Here is a 16,714-nt window from a genome sequence, read left to right on the forward strand (position 1 = left end):
GGTAGAGGCGCATAAAGGTATGTTCTGGCATCAACCAATTCAGGATGCCCATGCAGACAGAGTAATCCTACCCGTTACGAAAAAGGCGTGTGTCTACCGAGCCTCCTTGCACCATGCCTAAAAGGGATTGCGACAGGATACGTGTAAAAACCTGCAATATAGCCCCCTAATCCTTGATACTCTTAGCTTCTAGCGATTCAACCTTAAATAGGGTGAAAACCTTGAATAGTTGCTGTGTGATGCAACTATTCAACCAAGGAATCAGGGTTTTAGCCTCTAAAAAAGCTGAGAAATCGCGGGTGTACTACTAATTTTCAAGTAGTACGCAGTCCAAAAGCAGTCCAAACCTGTACTACTGCAAGGTTTTAAGGATATTGCCTGGAAAGGTAAAAGCTGAAATGTAGCTAAATCAAGCATTTGAACCGCATCTTGCAGGTTTTTACACGTATCCTGTCGCAATCCCTAAAAGTGTTCCTTGCCAATGTAGACAGCGGTTTGGCTCAGCCGTGAAGGGACATCATCAGCGAAGTGACCCTCTCTTATGAGAGATAAATCATCAGCTTCGGCTGACTTGCCTTGCGCCATCGGGCAGAGTGCTGCTCCCTTTTTCTCCTCCCTCTGCTTTGCCCAGGTTCTCGCTACAGGCAGGGACAAGTCAGCGGGTGCGCCTGTTAACTTAAGAACATCAAAAGAGTTTTTCAGCGCCCTTTTTCAGCGCACTCACTATTTAACTGGAGTTAACATTATGAATATCTTGGCTTGGATCGTTTTAGGTTTGATTGCAGGCGCGATTGCTAAAGCGCTGTTTCCTGGTCATCAAGGTGGCGGCATCCTGGGCACCATGATTCTGGGTATTGTCGGTGCTTTTGTCGGTGGTAGCCTCTTCAGCTTTTTGACCACGGGTACCCTAGCGTTAACCTCAGCCGGACTGAGTTTGGGCGGCATCTTGGTCGCCGTGCTAGGCGCGATTGTTGCGCTGTTCATCTACTATGCTGTGACCCGTCGGAGCGCTTCCTACTAAGCATTGAAGCAAGCGACTAGCCTTAAGTAACAATGAAGCCCCTGCAAGTACAGGGGCTTTTGCATGGCGATCGATTTGGGGTCAGGAAGGCTGACTCCCACGGCTGTCGAGCGCATGAGGGTCAGCGGAAATGAACATCTTGCTTGGACTCAGGAGTCCACTACTTCAGGTTATTGCGAGTCACTAGGCGCTTACGTCCATCGTTAGTAGAGTCGAGCAAGCAAACAAGCATCCCTTGCGGCAGAAACCGTTTCTGTCGGCTTTCCACCCCTTGAGGGAGCTTTGTGCTGACCGCTATTGACTGCTTCATCATGCAACTCACTGCTGCACTGCTTTAATGCTGGCGCTGCTTAAGTCAAGTTAAGGTGGGTATGCACATGCGCCTGAAAGTTCTTCAGCCCGTCATTCCCGTGCCAACGTTTTTGGAAGGTCGGCAGCGCCGCTAGGTACATAGCATCGCCGCCCTCGTAGTACATAACTCCAGGGTACTCAAAGACTTTATCGGCTTTGAGTGTAGTGGCTAGGTTGGACCAGTCTATGACCCAAAGAACTTCCACAATCCGGTAAATGTTGAAGTCACCACGCCAAGCATCGTTTTCGGACTTATAGTCCAGCACTCTCACTAAGTGGGTAACGTACCCATGTTGTCGCAGTAGCAGCAGGTCTTCTCTTGCTGGTTTGTTAGCATTGCCTTCATTGTCTCGCCACGCCAACTTGAATAGGTGTCCTTTGTCAAACGGTTGGTATGCCCAGTGTTCGTGGTTCTGCGGCACAATGTTCTTCGTCCACTTCAGGTTTTGTAAATCCACATTGACGCTCCACCACGCTTAAAAATAGGTTGTGTGACTGAGCCGAGTGATCAGCTTGTTTAGGGTCGCAGTCACTGCCTCAATCAAAGCCGATCAGAATGCCAACCGTCCAGTGTGGTGGTGAGAAGTCTAACGAGCGATCACAGTCGGGTATGGGTTAGCCCAGAAGTCACACGACGGCAGACTATTGGCAACAGCCAGCGCCTTGGTCAGGGGTGAGCGAGCAGCACAATTCGAGCATCCTGATGAGAGGTGACCGCCTCGCTACCCGTCACCACGCTGAACAACCGTATGAAACTTTGGCACCGTGGTCAAACCTTCTTTATCTGCCTGCTGGCGGCTAGCTTCACGCCCGGTGTTTTGCTGTCACCAGGGCTGACCCACTCCGTGACAGACTCGTTGCAGGTAAGATACCGCGCTGCCATTCAAGATGCCGCGTTCGTCGAGCCTGAAAAAGCGGTCGATACGCTCCTTCCCATTACATCAGATAATCCCCTTTTGGTGTGGAATCCAACCAGGACGCAAGTTTTAGTCGTGACCTGGAAAAGCCAACGTGTGTATGAGCAGTTCATCCAGCCCAATACGCAGAGTTCCAGGCGTGAAGATCAGCTAGTCTGGGTGACGGTGGCACCCCAAGTCAAAGCCTTTTGCCAGCGCTATTTGCAACAACATCCCAACGCCACAGCCGCTGAGTTAACGCTTCGCTTAAAGCAGTACCTAGGACTCAATCCCACCTGGAAGTACGAGCAGTTTGTTGAACTCTGGGTGCGTCCCCAGGATCTGTTTCGACCGTGCGTCAACCCAGACATTACGCAGCGACAATGCCCACTCCATTTTGCTGGGGTTGTGCCTCAAGTGACTGGGCACACTCAGGGTACTGGGATTCAAGACTATCAGTCTTTTTATCAAACGTTGTACTTTCGCAGCATTCGAACAGCGCTTCAACCCTGGACAGGACTGGGTTACACCTATGATTGGGGCAGTCCGATCAGCCAGGTCGGTGCGAGTGAGTTTATCTTAGTGCCTGGAGCCACCTATGCCGTGAAACAAGCAGTACCGACGTTACAGTACTGTCAAACTGCCAGACCTTAAACGCGGTAGGGTTGATGCCGTCAGAGGTTAGGCACTGCTTAGCTTAGTTTGAGCAGCGGATGACACTAAGCCTAGTTAGTCAGCACTATAAATGTCACAGTTTGCTCCAACAACTCACTGAGAAGGGAAGCTATTGCTTCTGGCTCGTCTTCTTCCTCTCTACTTTGCTTGCACAATTTGGACTAATCTTGCTCTACAAGCTGTTCTAATGTTTCCAGAAGTTTCTCCAACGTCTTCTTCTGCTTGGGGCTATCCCAAACTTTTGAATTTTTAATACGCTTGTAAGCTGATTCAAAGCGCGTTTTGAGCGATGTAACTGGTGCTTCAACACTATTAACTTTGGCACTAGTTACTATGCGTTCCTTGATCTGAACCAGCGACAATTCCTCCTTAATAGCCGTTGCAAGTAACTCATGCCGTTGAGCTTCATCTTTTACCCGTGCAATTGCCCTCGCTTTGGTATAGGCAAGCTTCCCTTCCCTCAAAGCGTTCAAAATGTCAGTTGGCAAATTCAGTAGAGGCAGCCGATTAGTACGGAAGCTCTCAGGGGTAAAGCGTCCAACAGTAGCAAAAACCTTTTGCAGCACTTGCCATTCTTCTTTGTGGATAACGTTATCCACAGCGTTGCGTTCTGGATGGGCTGCCTGATTGAGTAAGGTAATAACGTACTCAACATCCTTCTGTAAGCGAAGTGCTACCAACTCTAAAATGCCCTCAGTTTCCTCAATAGGATTCAGGTCTTCCCGTTGCAGGTTTTCGATCAGGGCAACTTGTAGCGCTTCTTGATCGTTGAAATTCCGAATGACTACAGGCACTTCAGTCAGTCCAAGCATCGTTGCCGCTCGATAACGGCGTTCTCCGGCAACAATCTCATATTTGCCATCCTTTGAAGAACGCACCAACAACGGTTCCAAAATACCGTGCTGTTTGATTGACTCAACAAGCTGGTTCAATTTCTCTGGGTCAAAGTATCGGCGCGGCTGTTGCTCAAATGGCACGATGTCAGCCGTTGCTAAATGGCGATCCTCCGTCTCTGTTTGGTCTGTTCCACCAAAGAGAGCGTCAACACCTTTAATTTGATAAGGCTGGTTGGTGCGCTTTCTTCCACTCATGGTAATTTTTCTAGACTACGAGCAATCTGGTTGAACAAAGGCACCGCTGGATGCTTAGGGCTGTACAGTGCCAACGGTATATGTTCCTGGGATGCATCAGCAAAGCTTACAGAGCGAGGGATGGTTGGAAACACAGCCCCAATCTTAGCTAACTGTTCTTGAATAGACTGTAAAGACATAACTCCCTGTACGGTTCTGGCTTCATGCATTGTCGGTACTACACCCGCAACACTCAACGTTTTGTTAGCACGCGACCGCACACGAGCGATCGTACTCAGCAGAAGCTCCGTTCCTTTAAGGGCTTTGTATTGCGTCTGGATGGGAATGAGTACATGCGTTGCTGCTACCAAGGAGATGTAGCTCAAGATGCCAAGACTAGGAGGGCAATCAATAAAAATAAAATTGTACTTGTCTACAACAGCACTTAACGCTTCTTTTAACCGATAGTCTCTCATGTCCGCTACTACCAGTTCTAACTCTGCCCCACTTAAATTAATGTTGGCAGGCACAAGATCGATACCATGAAGATTGGTATGAATGGGTAGGGGTTCTGATGACATCACAGATTCGTAGATCGTTTTGTCTAGGTCAGATGGCTCTAGCCCCATAAAAGCTGTCAGGCTCGCTTGTGGGTCCATGTCAACTAACAGCACTTTCTTTTTGCGCTGCGCCAAGTGATAACCCAAATTCATGGTTAACGTGCTTTTTCCAACGCCTCCAGATTGATTGAAGACGGCAATAACCTGTCCCATTGGGTTGCCATTCGACAGTAACAACAGAAGGATACTGCACTGCTGATCGAATTGATAGGCTTACCAACTGAATCGAACCCTCGATCACAGTGTCGATACAACTGCTGACATGGACCTCTTTTTCCCTCATTAAAGGTATAGTGCTCTCCCTCAGTACAGTCACTAATCGTCCCATAAGCCCTTGAAACGACCGGGTGCAAGCTCCGTATACCGTACCGTGTGCTGAATGTTGCAATGTCCCAAATAAGCTTGGATCGTGCGCGTGTCTACGCCTTTATTTGCCAGGTAGTACCCCGTGCCATGCCGCAACATATGCGGATGTGTTGGAAACGGTAAAGCTGCCAGTACTCCCGCTTGCTCCACGATCCCTGAGATCGTGTCATTTGCTAGTGGTCCTTTACGACTGGACTGAAAGACAAAGGGCGAAGTCGGGTACTCCCGCTGGAGCTTTCGTAGCGCTCGCAACTCATCACCGCCTAACGGCTGAGTCGAAGGTGTACCCCGCTTGATCCGCCGCACATGGATGTTGCCAGACGCGAAATCAACCTGCTCCCACTTCAAATTGGCGGCTTCTTCTACCCGTAAACCGTGCCGATAGATCACTAAAATGAGGGTGCTATCCCGATGGGCATGGCGACCACCGTTCTTCTTGATCGCCCCACGCATGGCTTCGACCTCTTCCGCCAGCAGATGCTCGCGCGATCGCACCTCTGCATACGTGCGCGAGTTGGGCGATTTCCGGGATACTGTCTTTTGCGTATTCGGTGTTGTTGTCATGAGGGTGGTGCCTCATCAGACTCGCTCTGTGCTGTCTCGTCTAACGTTGCCTCGATTGACGCTGCTGCCGTATTGAGCACGATCTCCAGTTGCGCTACTGAAGGCAGACTGCTTTCCAGAGCAGGGGGCAGTTTGGACTGGAGTTGATAGGACGAGACCCCAATCGGTAAGTGGCTGCCTTGCAGTGCATATTCGACGATCGTGCGGTCTTTGGACTTGCACAGGATGATGCCGATCGTCGGATCATCCCGTTCAGTGCGTAACAAGTTATCGACTGCCGCCACATAGAAGCCCATCTGCCCGGAGTGCTGCGGCTCGAATTCACCCATTTTCAGGTCAATCACTACGTAACGGTGCAGTGGGATGTGATAGAAAAGCAGGTCGATCCTGTACTCCTTCCCACTGACTTCAAGGGGATGCTGGCTGCCCACAAAGGCAAAGCCTGTGCCCAGCTCCATCAAAAAGTCGCGGATATGTTCTACCAACCCCCGCTCCAGGTCACGCTCCTGAGCCTCTTCGCCTAGCGTCAAGAAGTCCAGCGCATACGGGTCTTTAATGAGTTGGTGTGCTAAATCCGATTGTGAGGGGGGCAGAGTGCGCTCAAAGTTAGTGACTGCTCCACCTTGACGCTCGTGCAGCCCACTCTCAATCTGCATGACGAGGATATTGCGACTCCAGCCGTTGGCGATCGTTTTTTGAATGTACCAGAGCCGCGTCGGCGGGTCTTTGACCTTTTCCAGAATCATGCAGTTATGGAACCAGGGTATTTGGACAGCAAGCTGCTGACCAATTTCGCCAGCGGGATAAGCGTCCGCAAAAGTCCGCATGTACTTGAGGTTGGAGCGGGAAAAGCCTTTCATCTCAGGGAACTCGCGCTTCAGGTCTTTCGCTAAACGATCGATCACCTTTGCACCCCACCCTTCCTCCTTTTGTCGTTGCAGAATCTCGCGCCCGATCTGCCAGTAGAGCAGGATCAATTCCTGGTTGACGGCAAGCGACGCTCGCACTTGAGCGGTACGAATGCGCGTCTTTAGCGCACTCAAGAATGCGTCATAACCCACAAGTTTGGGAAAAAGAGAATCGGTCACAGCGTGTTTGTTAGGTGAATGCGAGTCTTAAGAGCATGCTATGAGACACAGACTGAGAACAACAGCACATGCCTACCTTTCAGTCTCTAATGGTTTTACCAACTTTCGATAGTTGGAGGGTCTCATCCAAGCAGCAGTCAACGTGCGTCGTTGCTGGAGAGGATCGTCTAATTTTACCAACTTTCAACCATAAGTTGGTATTGCAGAACAAGGCTGGCGATCGCGCTGGGAGCGATGCAGTCGAGTGGGCTACACACCCCCTGCCCACCTTGATTGAGAACGCTGCTGCAGGGAAGTTAAACGAAGACAATGTACTGGGTGCTGCATAGTACATCTGCTAATCTCCGTAGAAAACCTGAAAATATGCGGAAGGATTCCGCCTATCCACCGCTAGCAGCGTATTATGCGGCAAGATTCGGCATAAGCAGTAGATTTGAGGTGTTGTGCAGAAAGATTCGGCATAACTACCTGCTATGGAATCTTAGGCGGAAGCTTTCAGCCTATTAATTGTTAGGCTTTACGTAATATTCGAGGGGAAATGAAATATCCAGGGCAACCAGAATCACCTCCAAGCTGGTACAAGGATCGAGGTCAATCCTACATCGAGAAAGAGTTTAGTAAAGAATTGGGTGATTTGGCTGACGCTATTGAAAGTGAACATTGGTTTGGAAACACTGAAAAACACAGTAGATTTAGAGTTGATTTTATTCTTAAAGATGCTCGTTTAATCATTGAGTTAGATGGATATGATTACCACTCAATGGAAGAGCAGCTTGAAAAAGACGCTATTAGACAGCGATATTTGTCACGAGCTGGTTATACCGTAATTAGGTTTACCGGCAGAGAAATCAACAGAAATCCCAAAAACTGTGTCTTAGAAGTTCGTCAAATTTATAATGAGCGCATGCAAAGAGCTCCAGCAAAATATCGTGTGATGTACATTGACTACCCATTTGTCTGTAGGGAGACAGCTAAAGCGATAAGTTTTTTCAAGGAGTTGCATCCTAACAAAAACTTAGCAGCAGTAAATTTAGAAGAGTTGATTCCTCATGCTATTGAATGGCTACATGAAAAATCTTTTATTACTGTTTTTGTATTTCATCCAGAAAAGAACTCTCATAAAGTTAAGCATTTGGATGGATATATTAAAGAATACGAGAAGGGCGAAATTCGTATAAATACTATTGCCGAGGAATGGTATAGCTTTGAGATTGGTAACCATATGGTCGCATTCTCACATCTATTTGATGAGTTTTTTTTAGTCGCGGACGACCCTGTATATTGCGAGCCCCTAAGAATAGTGCTACCTAAACAGCTTAGCTCTAGCGAGATTGGTTCAATCGAGAGCAAGTACTTAGCGAACGGCAAGCTATTAAGGAAAGGAAATGATGAAACAGCTTATGCAGGGACGGATTTAGCCTATGTACTATGGCAGGACATATGGTACATCATCGGTGCTTCAGTGGGGCTACAACTCGATGAGATGTAAGCCTAACACTGTGTTGGAGCGGACAGCCCAAAGATCTTAATGCTGAGTTCAAGATTATCTGCTGCCGCTATAGCTCTTACAGGAATGGGAGCTGCTATAAGTTTGGTCAATTGGTGGGCTGACGTAAGTGGTGGTCGCCGTGAAAAATGAAAAGTTCTCCTTGACATTATTTACTATCTATAAAGCAGTTTATCTGACAAATCTTCAGTGCTAGATAGCTGCATAATAACCCGACTGGAGCGATCTACCATTCACTTCTAGGTTTTGGCAGTACTGAAAGGCTTTCTGTGGGGGTTGAATATAAATCAAGCCTTGCAAACTAAAACATCACAAAGTAGTGGGCTGAAAACGGCAAAATCTGGTACGCTAAGGGGTCAATTGGTTGAGCTACAAATGTACTATCAGTATTAATCGTACATAGTAAAGCTCTATATTCTTGGCTCATTAGGATCCAAAATGCTACAAGACAAAGAACGCGCTCCCCGTAACAAGACAATTACTCTAGATGCAGAAGAACACATCGAGTATAAAAAAAGACTATTGCAACTGAATAAGCCCGTAGAGTTGCAAGAGGTTATTAATCGCATAATTAATCAAGACTTACTTCAAATTCTAGACTTTCTGCCGAAACAGTCAGTTGATCTACTCTTTATTGATCCACCTTATAATTTGAATAAGACGTTCAACTCTAGCAATTTTAAGAAGAGAAATTTAGATACTTACACAGATTGGTTAGATGCTTGTTTAGCTGGTTTGGAAGACATATTAAAACCGACTTCTTCAATTTATATTTGCTCAGACTGGCAATCCTCACCTGCTGTATTTGAAGCAGTTAAAAATCGTTTTCAGATTCGCAACCGTATTACATGGGAACGAGAAAAGGGACGTGGAGCTAGTAGAAACTGGAAAAACTCTTCGGAGGATATTTGGTTTTGTACAGTCTCTGATACTTATACATTCAATGTTGAGGCAGTAAAGCTTAAGCGAAAAGTTATTGCTCCCTACACTGTGAATGGTACGCCTAAAGATTGGGATATGACAGATAACGGGAATTATCGTCTTACTCATCCTTCTAATTTATGGACTGACCTTACGATTCCCTTCTGGTCAATGCCAGAAAACACTGATCATCCAACTCAGAAACCAGAGAAGTTAGTTGCAAAGGTTATTCTTGCAAGTTCTAATCCTGGAGATGTTGTGTTTGACCCTTTTCTGGGCTCAGGGACAACATCTGTAGTTGCCAAAAAGCTAGGAAGAAGATATTTCGGTGTAGAAATGGACGAGATGTACTCATGCTTAACTGAGAAACGTCTTGAACTTGCTGAGACTGAGTCTTCAATTCAAGGTTATTCAGAAGGGGTCTTTTGGGAGCGTAACACTTTAAGTGAACAGGTACGCTCTGTAGATAAGAAGCGCAATTCTCAAAATGGCAATACACCACGGCAACAAAGTATTTTCCCTTTAGCAGAGTAATAATCTCAATGGAAAAAAGCAAAATCTTTTACAGCGAAAAATTTGGTGAAGTTCAAGAAGCCATCAAAGAATTTCTGAACTCTCAAGAAGATTACTTATCTACATCAACCGCAAATAGCCCAAGGGCTGTTGGTGATGCTATTCAGGAGGTGCTTGGTAGTAATCTACAACAGGTACTTGGGGATGAGGTTTGCAAAAACTACTCAGCAATTTTTGCTCGAAGAGCGATGGCAGATTTGGCTTTTGAAGATGACAACAGCTTTTATTACATTATTGATGTAAAAACTCACAGGCTTAGTACAAAGTTTAATATGCCAAACCTCACTTCTGTAGAACGGCTATCTCGTTTCTATGAGGAGGATAAAAATGTCTTTGCTGTTCTTATGGTTGCCTATGATGTCGAGGGGACGCGTGTAGAAGTAGAAAGGGTTACATTCGCACCTATCGAGTTTTTGGGATGGGATTGTTTAACAATTGGAGCTTTAGGTTGGGGGCAAATTCAAATTGCTAACTCAAACTCAATAACCGTTAATCCTGGATATTCACGTAAACAGTGGATGCTAGAACTGTGTGATGCGCTATCCGAGTTTTATCCACGAGAAATTGCTAAGATTGGAGAGCGGTTGAACTACTTTGGTCGGGTTAAACAGTTTTGGCTAAATCATAGTGATTAATTATATTCATGCTGAGAGTAGCAACAGCTAGCTAATCGAGTCGAGGCAAATGTTTCTCCTGCCCCTCCCACACCATCCATCATGCGGGTTCGCAATGGGCGGTTCATGACGACGCGCAAACAACACTGGTAGCTCAAGCGTATCCTTGAACTTTCATCCAAAGATTCCGAATTGATAACAATTCTTGTTGTTCCAACCATTCATTGGTCATTCTCGTTTGCGTCGCTAACATTTTCGACAACTGCCAATAGCCTTTGCTACTAATGCCCGTCAAACTCGCGTGCTGCTTACTTGTCCCTAACTTGAGCAAGCTGCAATGCGGGTTCTCGGTCTGTGCCACTGCTCCCAGTAACGCATTCAGGTTCTGCGCCTCAACAAGGTTTGAGTATCGTCCGAACAGAAATGGCGGACTATCAAAAACGTCAAGGATGAATGGCTCTGCATCTTGAGAATTAAACTGTTGGACATAACACCTATCCTGCACAATCCCTATTACCTTGAGTTACTGGTGCCGTTCATCGTCTGCTGCACCCTTTCTACTTGTCGAGGTGCATTCATTCCAGTAAATAACCGTATCGCTTCTTCGGAGTCTGCTTGACTCTTTTCCGCTTCTCCTATTGCTTGATACGTTAAGGCTCGTTGAAAAAGAGCGTCAGCAAAATCACATTTAGCGCCGATCTTTTCTAAAAGATTTACCGCTTCTATATGATGTAAAAGCGCCCTTGAAAAATCCTGTTGTTCTCGATAAAGCTCTGCAAGACCGTTTAGAGCCTTAGCTTTTACCTGGGGATAATAATATTCTTCAGAAAATTCAATTGCTTGATTGTAAGTATCAATCGACTTTTTACTTAAATCTAAGTTCTTGTAAGTCATTCCTAAAAAAAGAAACTTGTACCCCCTCCCCCATTCTGTTAGAGCTGTTTCGGAACATTCAGACTTATAAAGAAAATCAGTTGCTTTTTCTTTAGACCCTATGCAGGAGCTCAAATAAGCTAGGCAGAACCATGAAGTCTCCCTATATCTAAGGTGGCACTTAATCTCATAAGTTAATAAAAGACATTCATTAAAAATAGATGCTGCTTCTTCAAGCTCCCAAAGATCTATTTTGCAAAGCCCTTTGTTAGCCAAGGCTACCACATTCAGGTTCCCAAAATCTGTCTGAATATCATTTGAATAGGCTTTAGATAATTTAAGACAATTACTAGCTATTTTTCCTGACTCATCATGGTAAAAGATGGCTTCATGGATACTACCCGTGAGCCATAATAAATCTCCAAGAATATTGAAAATTCTACATTGAGAATAGCCAGGATCGACATTATCCTTAACTAAGTTAATGGACGAAATCATTTGATTTAAAAGACCTAACCTATAAAATGAAATACCTAATGCAGAGTGTTTAGCTAGTTTATTAGGTCTTCTTTCAATAATCACATTACAAGCACCTCGTAAATCATCAATTGAAATATAATGATGATATGCTTCAAAAGCTGTAAGGGCATCCTCCGGCTTCTCAATTGCTTCAACACTTTCTATCCACGATTGTGCAGCTTTACGGTTTGTGACTTCCCATTCCTCGCCGCTTCTCAAGCGGGAAATTGCCTCGGCTCGAACAACAGGATGCAAGTAGTAGCCTTCGTCAAAAAGCTTGATCAAGCAGCGATCGTACAACGCCTTCACGATCCGTGCCTTTTGCCGTTCTGGGGCGTCCCACAGCAACTCCAGCAATCCCTGCTCTGGCACATAGGGCACATCTTGAAAGCGAAAGCATCCCATGCGGCACAGCAATCGATATTCCCATTCACTATCTTGCTGGAGCTTGTTGAACTGACTTTCAATCAAATTTGCCAGTTTCGGATGCCGTAATAGTTCAGCTTTGTTTTTCTGCCAGTACGCCTCTAAATTTCCCTTACACTCACGGCAAATATCGCCCTTAAAAATTGACATTGCCTCTGCATTACCTCCATAGGCATTGTGCATTTGATAAAGGGCAGAGGTTTCTGAGATCGTCTCAATTTCGGGCGCAACTCCGGTAGCAATCCCATGACTCAAATAGAACTCATGCCAATCTGCTGCCTGTAGCTCCTGCAACTCATACAATTCAATGCCTTTGATGCTCGGCTCACAAATCTGCTCACGACTGGTGATCAGCGTGACGGTCTGCAACCCCACCTCCGTCAGCCCTCGCAGCAGCTTTACATAGTTACGGTGCGCCGCCACAAAAAGCCCTTGCTCCAAAGCAGGTTCTAAGTTATCAATCCAAATCACGATGCGCTGCCTGCTGTCCTGAAGCTTTCGCAGCAGTCGAGTCAGGCTTACGTCAAAATCTTGGGCGGGTTCTTCATCTAGATAGCGCCGCAGCCATTCGTCAACCTTGTTTTCGATCGACGTGACATTCTGCGTCTCCTGCCCTACATCATGCCGTAGCACAAGATCGAATGCCTTACAAAATTCTTTCGCTAACATTGATTTGCCCTTGCCGCCCTCGCCAAAGATCAAAATCACGCGCTGACCGCTGTTAATAAACGCGTTGAGATCTGCGATTGCCCCTTGCCGCCCGACAAAATTCAGATTGCTAACCTGTGATGGCTCGGCTACTGGGGATGTTTGAGCGACAACGGGAGCTAGGTTATCTGATTCAATGTACTTCGCGAGCGCTTCAGCACTAACCCACTCCGGCTTGTGCTCCCGAAAGAGTTCAGTTAGGGCAGAACGCTTATCCGAGCGCTCACCCAGTTCAGCCTTAAAGCCAAATTTCTGGGCTATCTGCTGAATGTGTTTTCTGTAGGTAGTCTCTTGGATACAGAAACGCGCAGCAGCAGCTTTATCTGATGCACCAGACAGCAGGTACTCCAACACCGCTTCCTGATGCTTGGTTAACTGTTGGAATTTCTCGTCAAAGCTACTTTTGTTCATTGCCAGCAACCATGACACGCACCGTACACACAGCCTAGTATCCCCTGTGCTTGTGGATATTCTTACACAGCAAAACTCTGTGTATTTGCGTACTGCTCTAATCAAATTCAGGTGAGCGCAACGTCAATAGACTAGCCTCTCCGAGAACATATCCAGGTTATACAACCCATTCAGAGGATTCTTATCATGATTCGTTTAAAGACAACGGCTCTAATGCTTTCTAGCCTCATTGCGCTCTCCGGGGTTATGACACTTGCCAACGCGATTGGGCTGGTAGGCAACCCGCAACCCGCTCAAGCTGGCTGGCTAGGCGACTTTATTCCTGTCCCAACTGGCATTTACTTTGAGGTTAACGGCAAAAAATTCTATCTGGGCGACTATAGCGCTGATCCCACTCTCGCCTTCCCCGGCAGCCGATGGGAGGTCAAGGTTAACGGTCGCATCTGGGCACATGGCTATGGAGAGACTCCAGGTTGGGTCGTTGACCAAGCCAAGAAGATCTTTGGCATCTAGTGTCCACACCTTCTTATGAATTGCACCTTGTAGAGGAGCGAGTGGTGCTTCTCTCCAAGGGCAAGAAACCCAATACACCTCAAGCAACTGATGAAGCCACCCTTCACTTCGTCCATAAGGAGTTTCTGCTATGCCCTTCTTGAATCGCTCTGTCGCTTCAGAACGGTCCTCCCCTACTGACAAACTTCCATCACACGGCTTGCTGATTCAGAGTGGTTATAGCCCGGTTGTCAAGCTTGCATTCACCGTTCTCAAATATTTTTTCCTCTTTCTAGCTGGTTTCACAATCGCTTCGCTTCTCTCAGTAAGCTTGGGAGCGAACCAGCTTATGGAGTTGCTCTTGGGGCTGTTTACCTTCTGTCTCAAACCATTAATTGCGTTCACGTTTTGCATCGTTGCGATCGTTGTTCTGGTAGAGTCTTGGAAATAAGCTTATGTCTAGCTGTAAGTCGGGTTGAAACAGCACCGTATATTTAGCGAATGTGCTACTTAAACCCTAATCGCGCCGATGGTGACCAGCGAAAACACATTGATACTGCAAGCGCCCCAGAGGGAATTCCATCGGTCAGTAGCAGCGCAATTGTCAGACGTGTCTAAACTGCCAACAAGGCGGCTGGGGAGTAGTGGAACGTGAACCCACTTAAGGTTTTGCACCTACCGTCAAAGCAGACTACCTTCTATCGCCACTCATTACTTTGCCACTTCGCCCCTGCTGTAGTGGTGATCATGAATGTGTAAGCACCACGTCGCAACTGCTGTCGTCTGACTTAGACCGATTGTCGAATCCGCTTGAATGGCAACAGGTTTAGGTACACTTTGTCCGCTGTTCTCGTTGCCTATCGATCGCTATACGTCCTTAAGTCGGTTCACCGTTCCGTTCCTCCCCAGACCCCTTAATCCTCCTCATCGGCTTCATCTTCAGGCACAGCTTCATCAGAAAGCACGATCGTTTTACCCATGACGGCTTCGATTTTAGTGAGCAAGGTGCGTTTGCGCGCTGCCATAAAACCTTCAAAGTCGTTTTGTCGCAGGGTGGCTGGTTCGATGCAGTGGCTTGCCAGCAGTAGATTCATACCTGCATCGTCCAATTGCACGGCTGAGTGCGTCTGCAATTGCAACAAGTAATCGCTAGGGGCTTTGCCGCCGATCATACGATTGGCTTTGTAGGAAATGGGCGTTTTATTGAGGATAGAGTTGTAACGTGCTGAGGGGACTTGCTTGTCTTCACACCACTTTTTGGGAAAGATGTGGTGAATATCGAGCTTGCACTCTTCCCAGTCGGTTTCGTCGAGTTCACGGAGCGTCGATTTCCAGAAGAAGTCTTTTGCACCCTCTCGCTGCACCAGGATGCTGATCCCTTTGTAAGCGGCACTATTCCGCGATCGCAGCGTTTCCAGGCGAGCGGGTTGGAAGTTGGCATCACGCACAGTTGCAGGTTCCTGATCGCTACCCTTGATCCAGTGCATAAGTTCCTGAAGATCGAGTGCCATACGGGTTTCAACGGCTCCGCCGTAAAGCTCACCCAGCACCCCAGACCAGAACCAACGAGCCAGTTTGTCGTAGATCTTTGGCTGTAACCAGTCATTATCTAAAAGCGCTAAGACTGTAGCGAGTGGCACGAGTTGGGTGCTATAGGGTAGGTCACGGGTTGAAAAGAAAGATTCTTTACGGAGAAACTTTGCCGCTTTCCAGAAGCCTTCCGTAAGTTTGGTTTTCCATTGCTGGTAAGCGGCTAAAGGTAGGGACAGGACGGCTTCCCGTTTAGCGCTCACCCCTGTGACCTGTTTGCCTGTTTTACCTTCTAGCAAGTCTTGCTGCCGTTTGTCCCAGGTGTGCAGTAGGGTTAGCCCTTGTAAAAATTCCGTTGGTTGTATGTGCTTGAGCAACCGCTGCCTAGAGAGTTGTTGTTGAATGCCTTGCAGGTTTTCTTTGGCATTGCCATACCAGTCGTCACGCAGATTGACATTATCGGCAGCGTAGGTAGCGGTGATTAGTTCAAACACGGAAAGGGAAACGCCGCCAGTATTGACTTTCTCAAAGACGAGACAAACCGCTTCTTTTTTGTTTTCTTTGCTGAGTTCAATGATGGGGAGATTGTAGTTGCGGAACTCGTTAAGAACTTGTCTGCGAAATTTTGCGTACTGTCCAAACTTATCAGCATCGTAAGCAAGCAAGCCTTCTTCCCAACCGTCAGAGTTGAGAATTTGATTGCAGGGGAAGTAGAAATTTTCGTATTCCTTTTCAGGGGTACTGAGGTCGAGTTTGATGGTGCGACCGAAGTTTTCTTTGACCAGCCGGTTTTCATCGACACCGATAATGGCGGTTTCGTAATGCTCTTCCCCTGCGAGGGCAAGTTCGATGTCAATGTAGTAGTAGCGCTTGAGCGGTTTGCCTGTAGGGTTGCGGGTGTCTACAGCCTGCTGAAGCATCAGCACTTGAGTTAAGGAGGTAAGGCGTTGCTGACCGTCAAGAATCAGCAGTTCTGTGTCGTTGGGTTGGATGTTAGTAGAGTCAAGCCCTTCAACAGGACGTACTTTGAAGCGAGTGTCGCCACCAGCTTCTAGCATCATGACGGCACCAACTGGGAAGGCGCGAGCGATGCTGACTAGCAGCGAACGGATGTCTTCATCCTTCCAGACCCACCCTCGCTGGAAGTCAGGCAGTTGGATTTTGCCAGCAACGATGTCACGTAGCAGATCAGCGAGGCGTTTTTTGGTTGAGTCGAAATTAGACATACTGCTGCTGTGAGTTTTGGGTCTGGCATTTTGGCAAGCGGACGCTTGCCGCTTCCAGAGTGCCCATTATTGTTTGCCGAGGCCTAACCTACGACACCTAAATTGTCAGGGGCTGGTAACAAGGCAGCTAGGCATTCCCATAGCTTTTGAACTACAGCCAAAACTGGGGATGCAGCTTCTGCTGTACGTTTCTTCCAGCTTTAAGGCTCCTGAATTTAACGCAGTCCCGAATTAGCCTTTCATGATATGCACCATCAATATCA

Annotated in this window: 16 protein-coding genes; 7 read left to right on the forward strand and 9 right to left on the reverse strand. The window is 47.0% G+C overall.

What is annotated here, in order from left to right:
• Positions 1-462: 462 nt before the first annotated feature.
• Positions 463-654 carry a hypothetical protein gene (locus H6F76_RS22500; RefSeq protein WP_190511649.1) on the reverse strand — a complete coding sequence of 64 codons (192 nt, stop codon included), beginning with the start codon at positions 652-654 and terminating at the stop codon, positions 463-465.
• A gap of 91 nt (positions 655-745) precedes the next feature.
• Here H6F76_RS22500 and H6F76_RS22505 point away from each other — a divergent pair, with 91 nt between their 5' ends.
• Positions 746-1,021: a GlsB/YeaQ/YmgE family stress response membrane protein gene (locus H6F76_RS22505; RefSeq protein WP_190511650.1), complete on the forward strand. Its 276-nt coding sequence runs from the start codon at positions 746-748 to the stop codon at positions 1,019-1,021.
• Between the two features lie 160 nt (positions 1,022-1,181).
• Here the strand turns inward: H6F76_RS22505 and H6F76_RS22510 are convergent, their stop codons facing one another.
• Together H6F76_RS22510 and H6F76_RS22515 are read right to left on the reverse strand one after the other, a co-directional pair.
• The gene (locus tag H6F76_RS22510) at positions 1,182-1,334 is read right to left on the reverse strand and encodes a hypothetical protein (RefSeq protein WP_190511653.1); all 153 of its coding nucleotides are present in this window, start codon (positions 1,332-1,334) and stop codon (positions 1,182-1,184) included.
• 37 nt (positions 1,335-1,371) lie between these two features.
• The gene (locus H6F76_RS22515; protein WP_190511654.1) at positions 1,372-1,830 is read right to left on the reverse strand and encodes a hypothetical protein; all 459 of its coding nucleotides are present in this window, start codon (positions 1,828-1,830) and stop codon (positions 1,372-1,374) included.
• A gap of 252 nt (positions 1,831-2,082) precedes the next feature.
• Here H6F76_RS22515 and H6F76_RS22520 point away from each other — a divergent pair, with 252 nt between their 5' ends.
• Positions 2,083-2,922 (forward strand): hypothetical protein, encoded by an 840-nt coding sequence (locus H6F76_RS22520; RefSeq protein ID WP_190511656.1) that lies wholly within the window; start codon positions 2,083-2,085, stop codon positions 2,920-2,922.
• Between the two features lie 182 nt (positions 2,923-3,104).
• Here the strand turns inward: H6F76_RS22520 and H6F76_RS31160 are convergent, their stop codons facing one another.
• The 4 genes from H6F76_RS31160 to H6F76_RS22540 all read right to left on the reverse strand — a co-directional run bounded on the left by H6F76_RS31160 (position 3,105) and on the right by H6F76_RS22540 (position 6,651).
• A complete protein-coding gene (locus tag H6F76_RS31160) occupies positions 3,105-4,034 on the reverse strand; it encodes a ParB/RepB/Spo0J family partition protein (protein WP_190511657.1) in 930 nt (309 codons plus the stop codon).
• Positions 4,031-4,786: a ParA family protein gene (locus H6F76_RS22530; RefSeq protein ID WP_190511660.1), complete on the reverse strand. Its 756-nt coding sequence runs from the start codon at positions 4,784-4,786 to the stop codon at positions 4,031-4,033. Before H6F76_RS22530 ends, H6F76_RS31160 begins: the two co-directional genes overlap by 4 nt.
• A 162-nt stretch (positions 4,787-4,948) precedes the next feature.
• Complete coding sequence (locus H6F76_RS22535; RefSeq protein WP_190511662.1) at positions 4,949-5,563, reverse strand: tyrosine-type recombinase/integrase; 615 nt, start codon at positions 5,561-5,563, stop codon at positions 4,949-4,951.
• Positions 5,560-6,651 carry a PDDEXK nuclease domain-containing protein gene (locus tag H6F76_RS22540; RefSeq protein ID WP_190511664.1) on the reverse strand — a complete coding sequence of 364 codons (1,092 nt, stop codon included), beginning with the start codon at positions 6,649-6,651 and terminating at the stop codon, positions 5,560-5,562. The genes H6F76_RS22535 and H6F76_RS22540 overlap by 4 nt, the downstream gene beginning before the upstream one ends.
• A 538-nt stretch (positions 6,652-7,189) precedes the next feature.
• Here H6F76_RS22540 and H6F76_RS22545 point away from each other — a divergent pair.
• From H6F76_RS22545 to H6F76_RS22555, 3 genes are all read left to right on the forward strand, one after another.
• Positions 7,190-8,140: a DUF559 domain-containing protein gene (locus tag H6F76_RS22545; RefSeq protein WP_190511666.1), complete on the forward strand. Its 951-nt coding sequence runs from the start codon at positions 7,190-7,192 to the stop codon at positions 8,138-8,140.
• A gap of 456 nt (positions 8,141-8,596) precedes the next feature.
• Positions 8,597-9,613 carry a DNA methyltransferase gene (locus H6F76_RS22550; protein WP_190511668.1) on the forward strand — a complete coding sequence of 339 codons (1,017 nt, stop codon included), beginning with the start codon at positions 8,597-8,599 and terminating at the stop codon, positions 9,611-9,613.
• Between the two features lie 8 nt (positions 9,614-9,621).
• Positions 9,622-10,287 (forward strand): hypothetical protein, encoded by a 666-nt coding sequence (locus H6F76_RS22555; RefSeq protein ID WP_190511670.1) that lies wholly within the window; start codon positions 9,622-9,624, stop codon positions 10,285-10,287.
• Positions 10,288-10,779: 492 nt separating this feature from the next.
• Here H6F76_RS22555 and H6F76_RS22560 read toward each other — a convergent pair whose 3' ends face one another.
• Positions 10,780-13,203: a tetratricopeptide repeat protein gene (locus H6F76_RS22560; protein WP_190511672.1), complete on the reverse strand. Its 2,424-nt coding sequence runs from the start codon at positions 13,201-13,203 to the stop codon at positions 10,780-10,782.
• A 186-nt stretch (positions 13,204-13,389) separates the two neighbouring features.
• On the opposite strand from H6F76_RS22560, the gene H6F76_RS22565 reads away from it, so the two are divergent.
• Positions 13,390-13,716, forward strand: coding sequence for a hypothetical protein (locus H6F76_RS22565; protein ID WP_190511674.1), 327 nt, complete (start codon positions 13,390-13,392; stop codon positions 13,714-13,716).
• A 130-nt stretch (positions 13,717-13,846) separates the two neighbouring features.
• Positions 13,847-14,146 carry a hypothetical protein gene (locus tag H6F76_RS22570; protein WP_190511676.1) on the forward strand — a complete coding sequence of 100 codons (300 nt, stop codon included), beginning with the start codon at positions 13,847-13,849 and terminating at the stop codon, positions 14,144-14,146.
• 463 nt (positions 14,147-14,609) lie between these two features.
• Here H6F76_RS22570 and H6F76_RS22575 read toward each other — a convergent pair whose 3' ends face one another.
• Entirely contained in the window at positions 14,610-16,451 is a 1,842-nt protein-coding gene (locus H6F76_RS22575; RefSeq protein ID WP_190511678.1) for a DUF262 domain-containing protein, read from the reverse strand.
• Between the last annotated feature and the right edge of the window lie 263 nt (positions 16,452-16,714).

It is taken from the genome of Leptolyngbya sp. FACHB-321 (assembly GCF_014695975.1).
Classification (GTDB): Bacteria; Cyanobacteriota; Cyanobacteriia; order Leptolyngbyales; family Leptolyngbyaceae; genus Stenomitos.

What these genes read in the sequence shown, in the direction of transcription:
- H6F76_RS22505 (WP_190511650.1), top strand. Translation starts at nt 746, where the DNA reads ATGAATATCTTGGCTTGGATCGTTTTAGGTTTGATTGCAGGCGCGATT.
- H6F76_RS22510 (WP_190511653.1), bottom strand. Translation starts at nt 1,334, where the DNA reads ATGATGAAGCAGTCAATAGCGGTCAGCACAAAGCTCCCTCAAGGGGTG.
- H6F76_RS31160 (WP_190511657.1), bottom strand. Translation starts at nt 4,034, where the DNA reads ATGAGTGGAAGAAAGCGCACCAACCAGCCTTATCAAATTAAAGGTGTT.
- H6F76_RS22530 (WP_190511660.1), bottom strand. Translation starts at nt 4,786, where the DNA reads ATGGGACAGGTTATTGCCGTCTTCAATCAATCTGGAGGCGTTGGAAAA.
- H6F76_RS22535 (WP_190511662.1), bottom strand. Translation starts at nt 5,563, where the DNA reads ATGACAACAACACCGAATACGCAAAAGACAGTATCCCGGAAATCGCCC.
- H6F76_RS22545 (WP_190511666.1), top strand. Translation starts at nt 7,190, where the DNA reads ATGAAATATCCAGGGCAACCAGAATCACCTCCAAGCTGGTACAAGGAT.
- H6F76_RS22550 (WP_190511668.1), top strand. Translation starts at nt 8,597, where the DNA reads ATGCTACAAGACAAAGAACGCGCTCCCCGTAACAAGACAATTACTCTA.
- H6F76_RS22555 (WP_190511670.1), top strand. Translation starts at nt 9,622, where the DNA reads ATGGAAAAAAGCAAAATCTTTTACAGCGAAAAATTTGGTGAAGTTCAA.
- H6F76_RS22560 (WP_190511672.1), bottom strand. Translation starts at nt 13,203, where the DNA reads ATGAACAAAAGTAGCTTTGACGAGAAATTCCAACAGTTAACCAAGCAT.
- H6F76_RS22565 (WP_190511674.1), top strand. Translation starts at nt 13,390, where the DNA reads ATGATTCGTTTAAAGACAACGGCTCTAATGCTTTCTAGCCTCATTGCG.
- H6F76_RS22570 (WP_190511676.1), top strand. Translation starts at nt 13,847, where the DNA reads ATGCCCTTCTTGAATCGCTCTGTCGCTTCAGAACGGTCCTCCCCTACT.
- H6F76_RS22575 (WP_190511678.1), bottom strand. Translation starts at nt 16,451, where the DNA reads ATGTCTAATTTCGACTCAACCAAAAAACGCCTCGCTGATCTGCTACGT.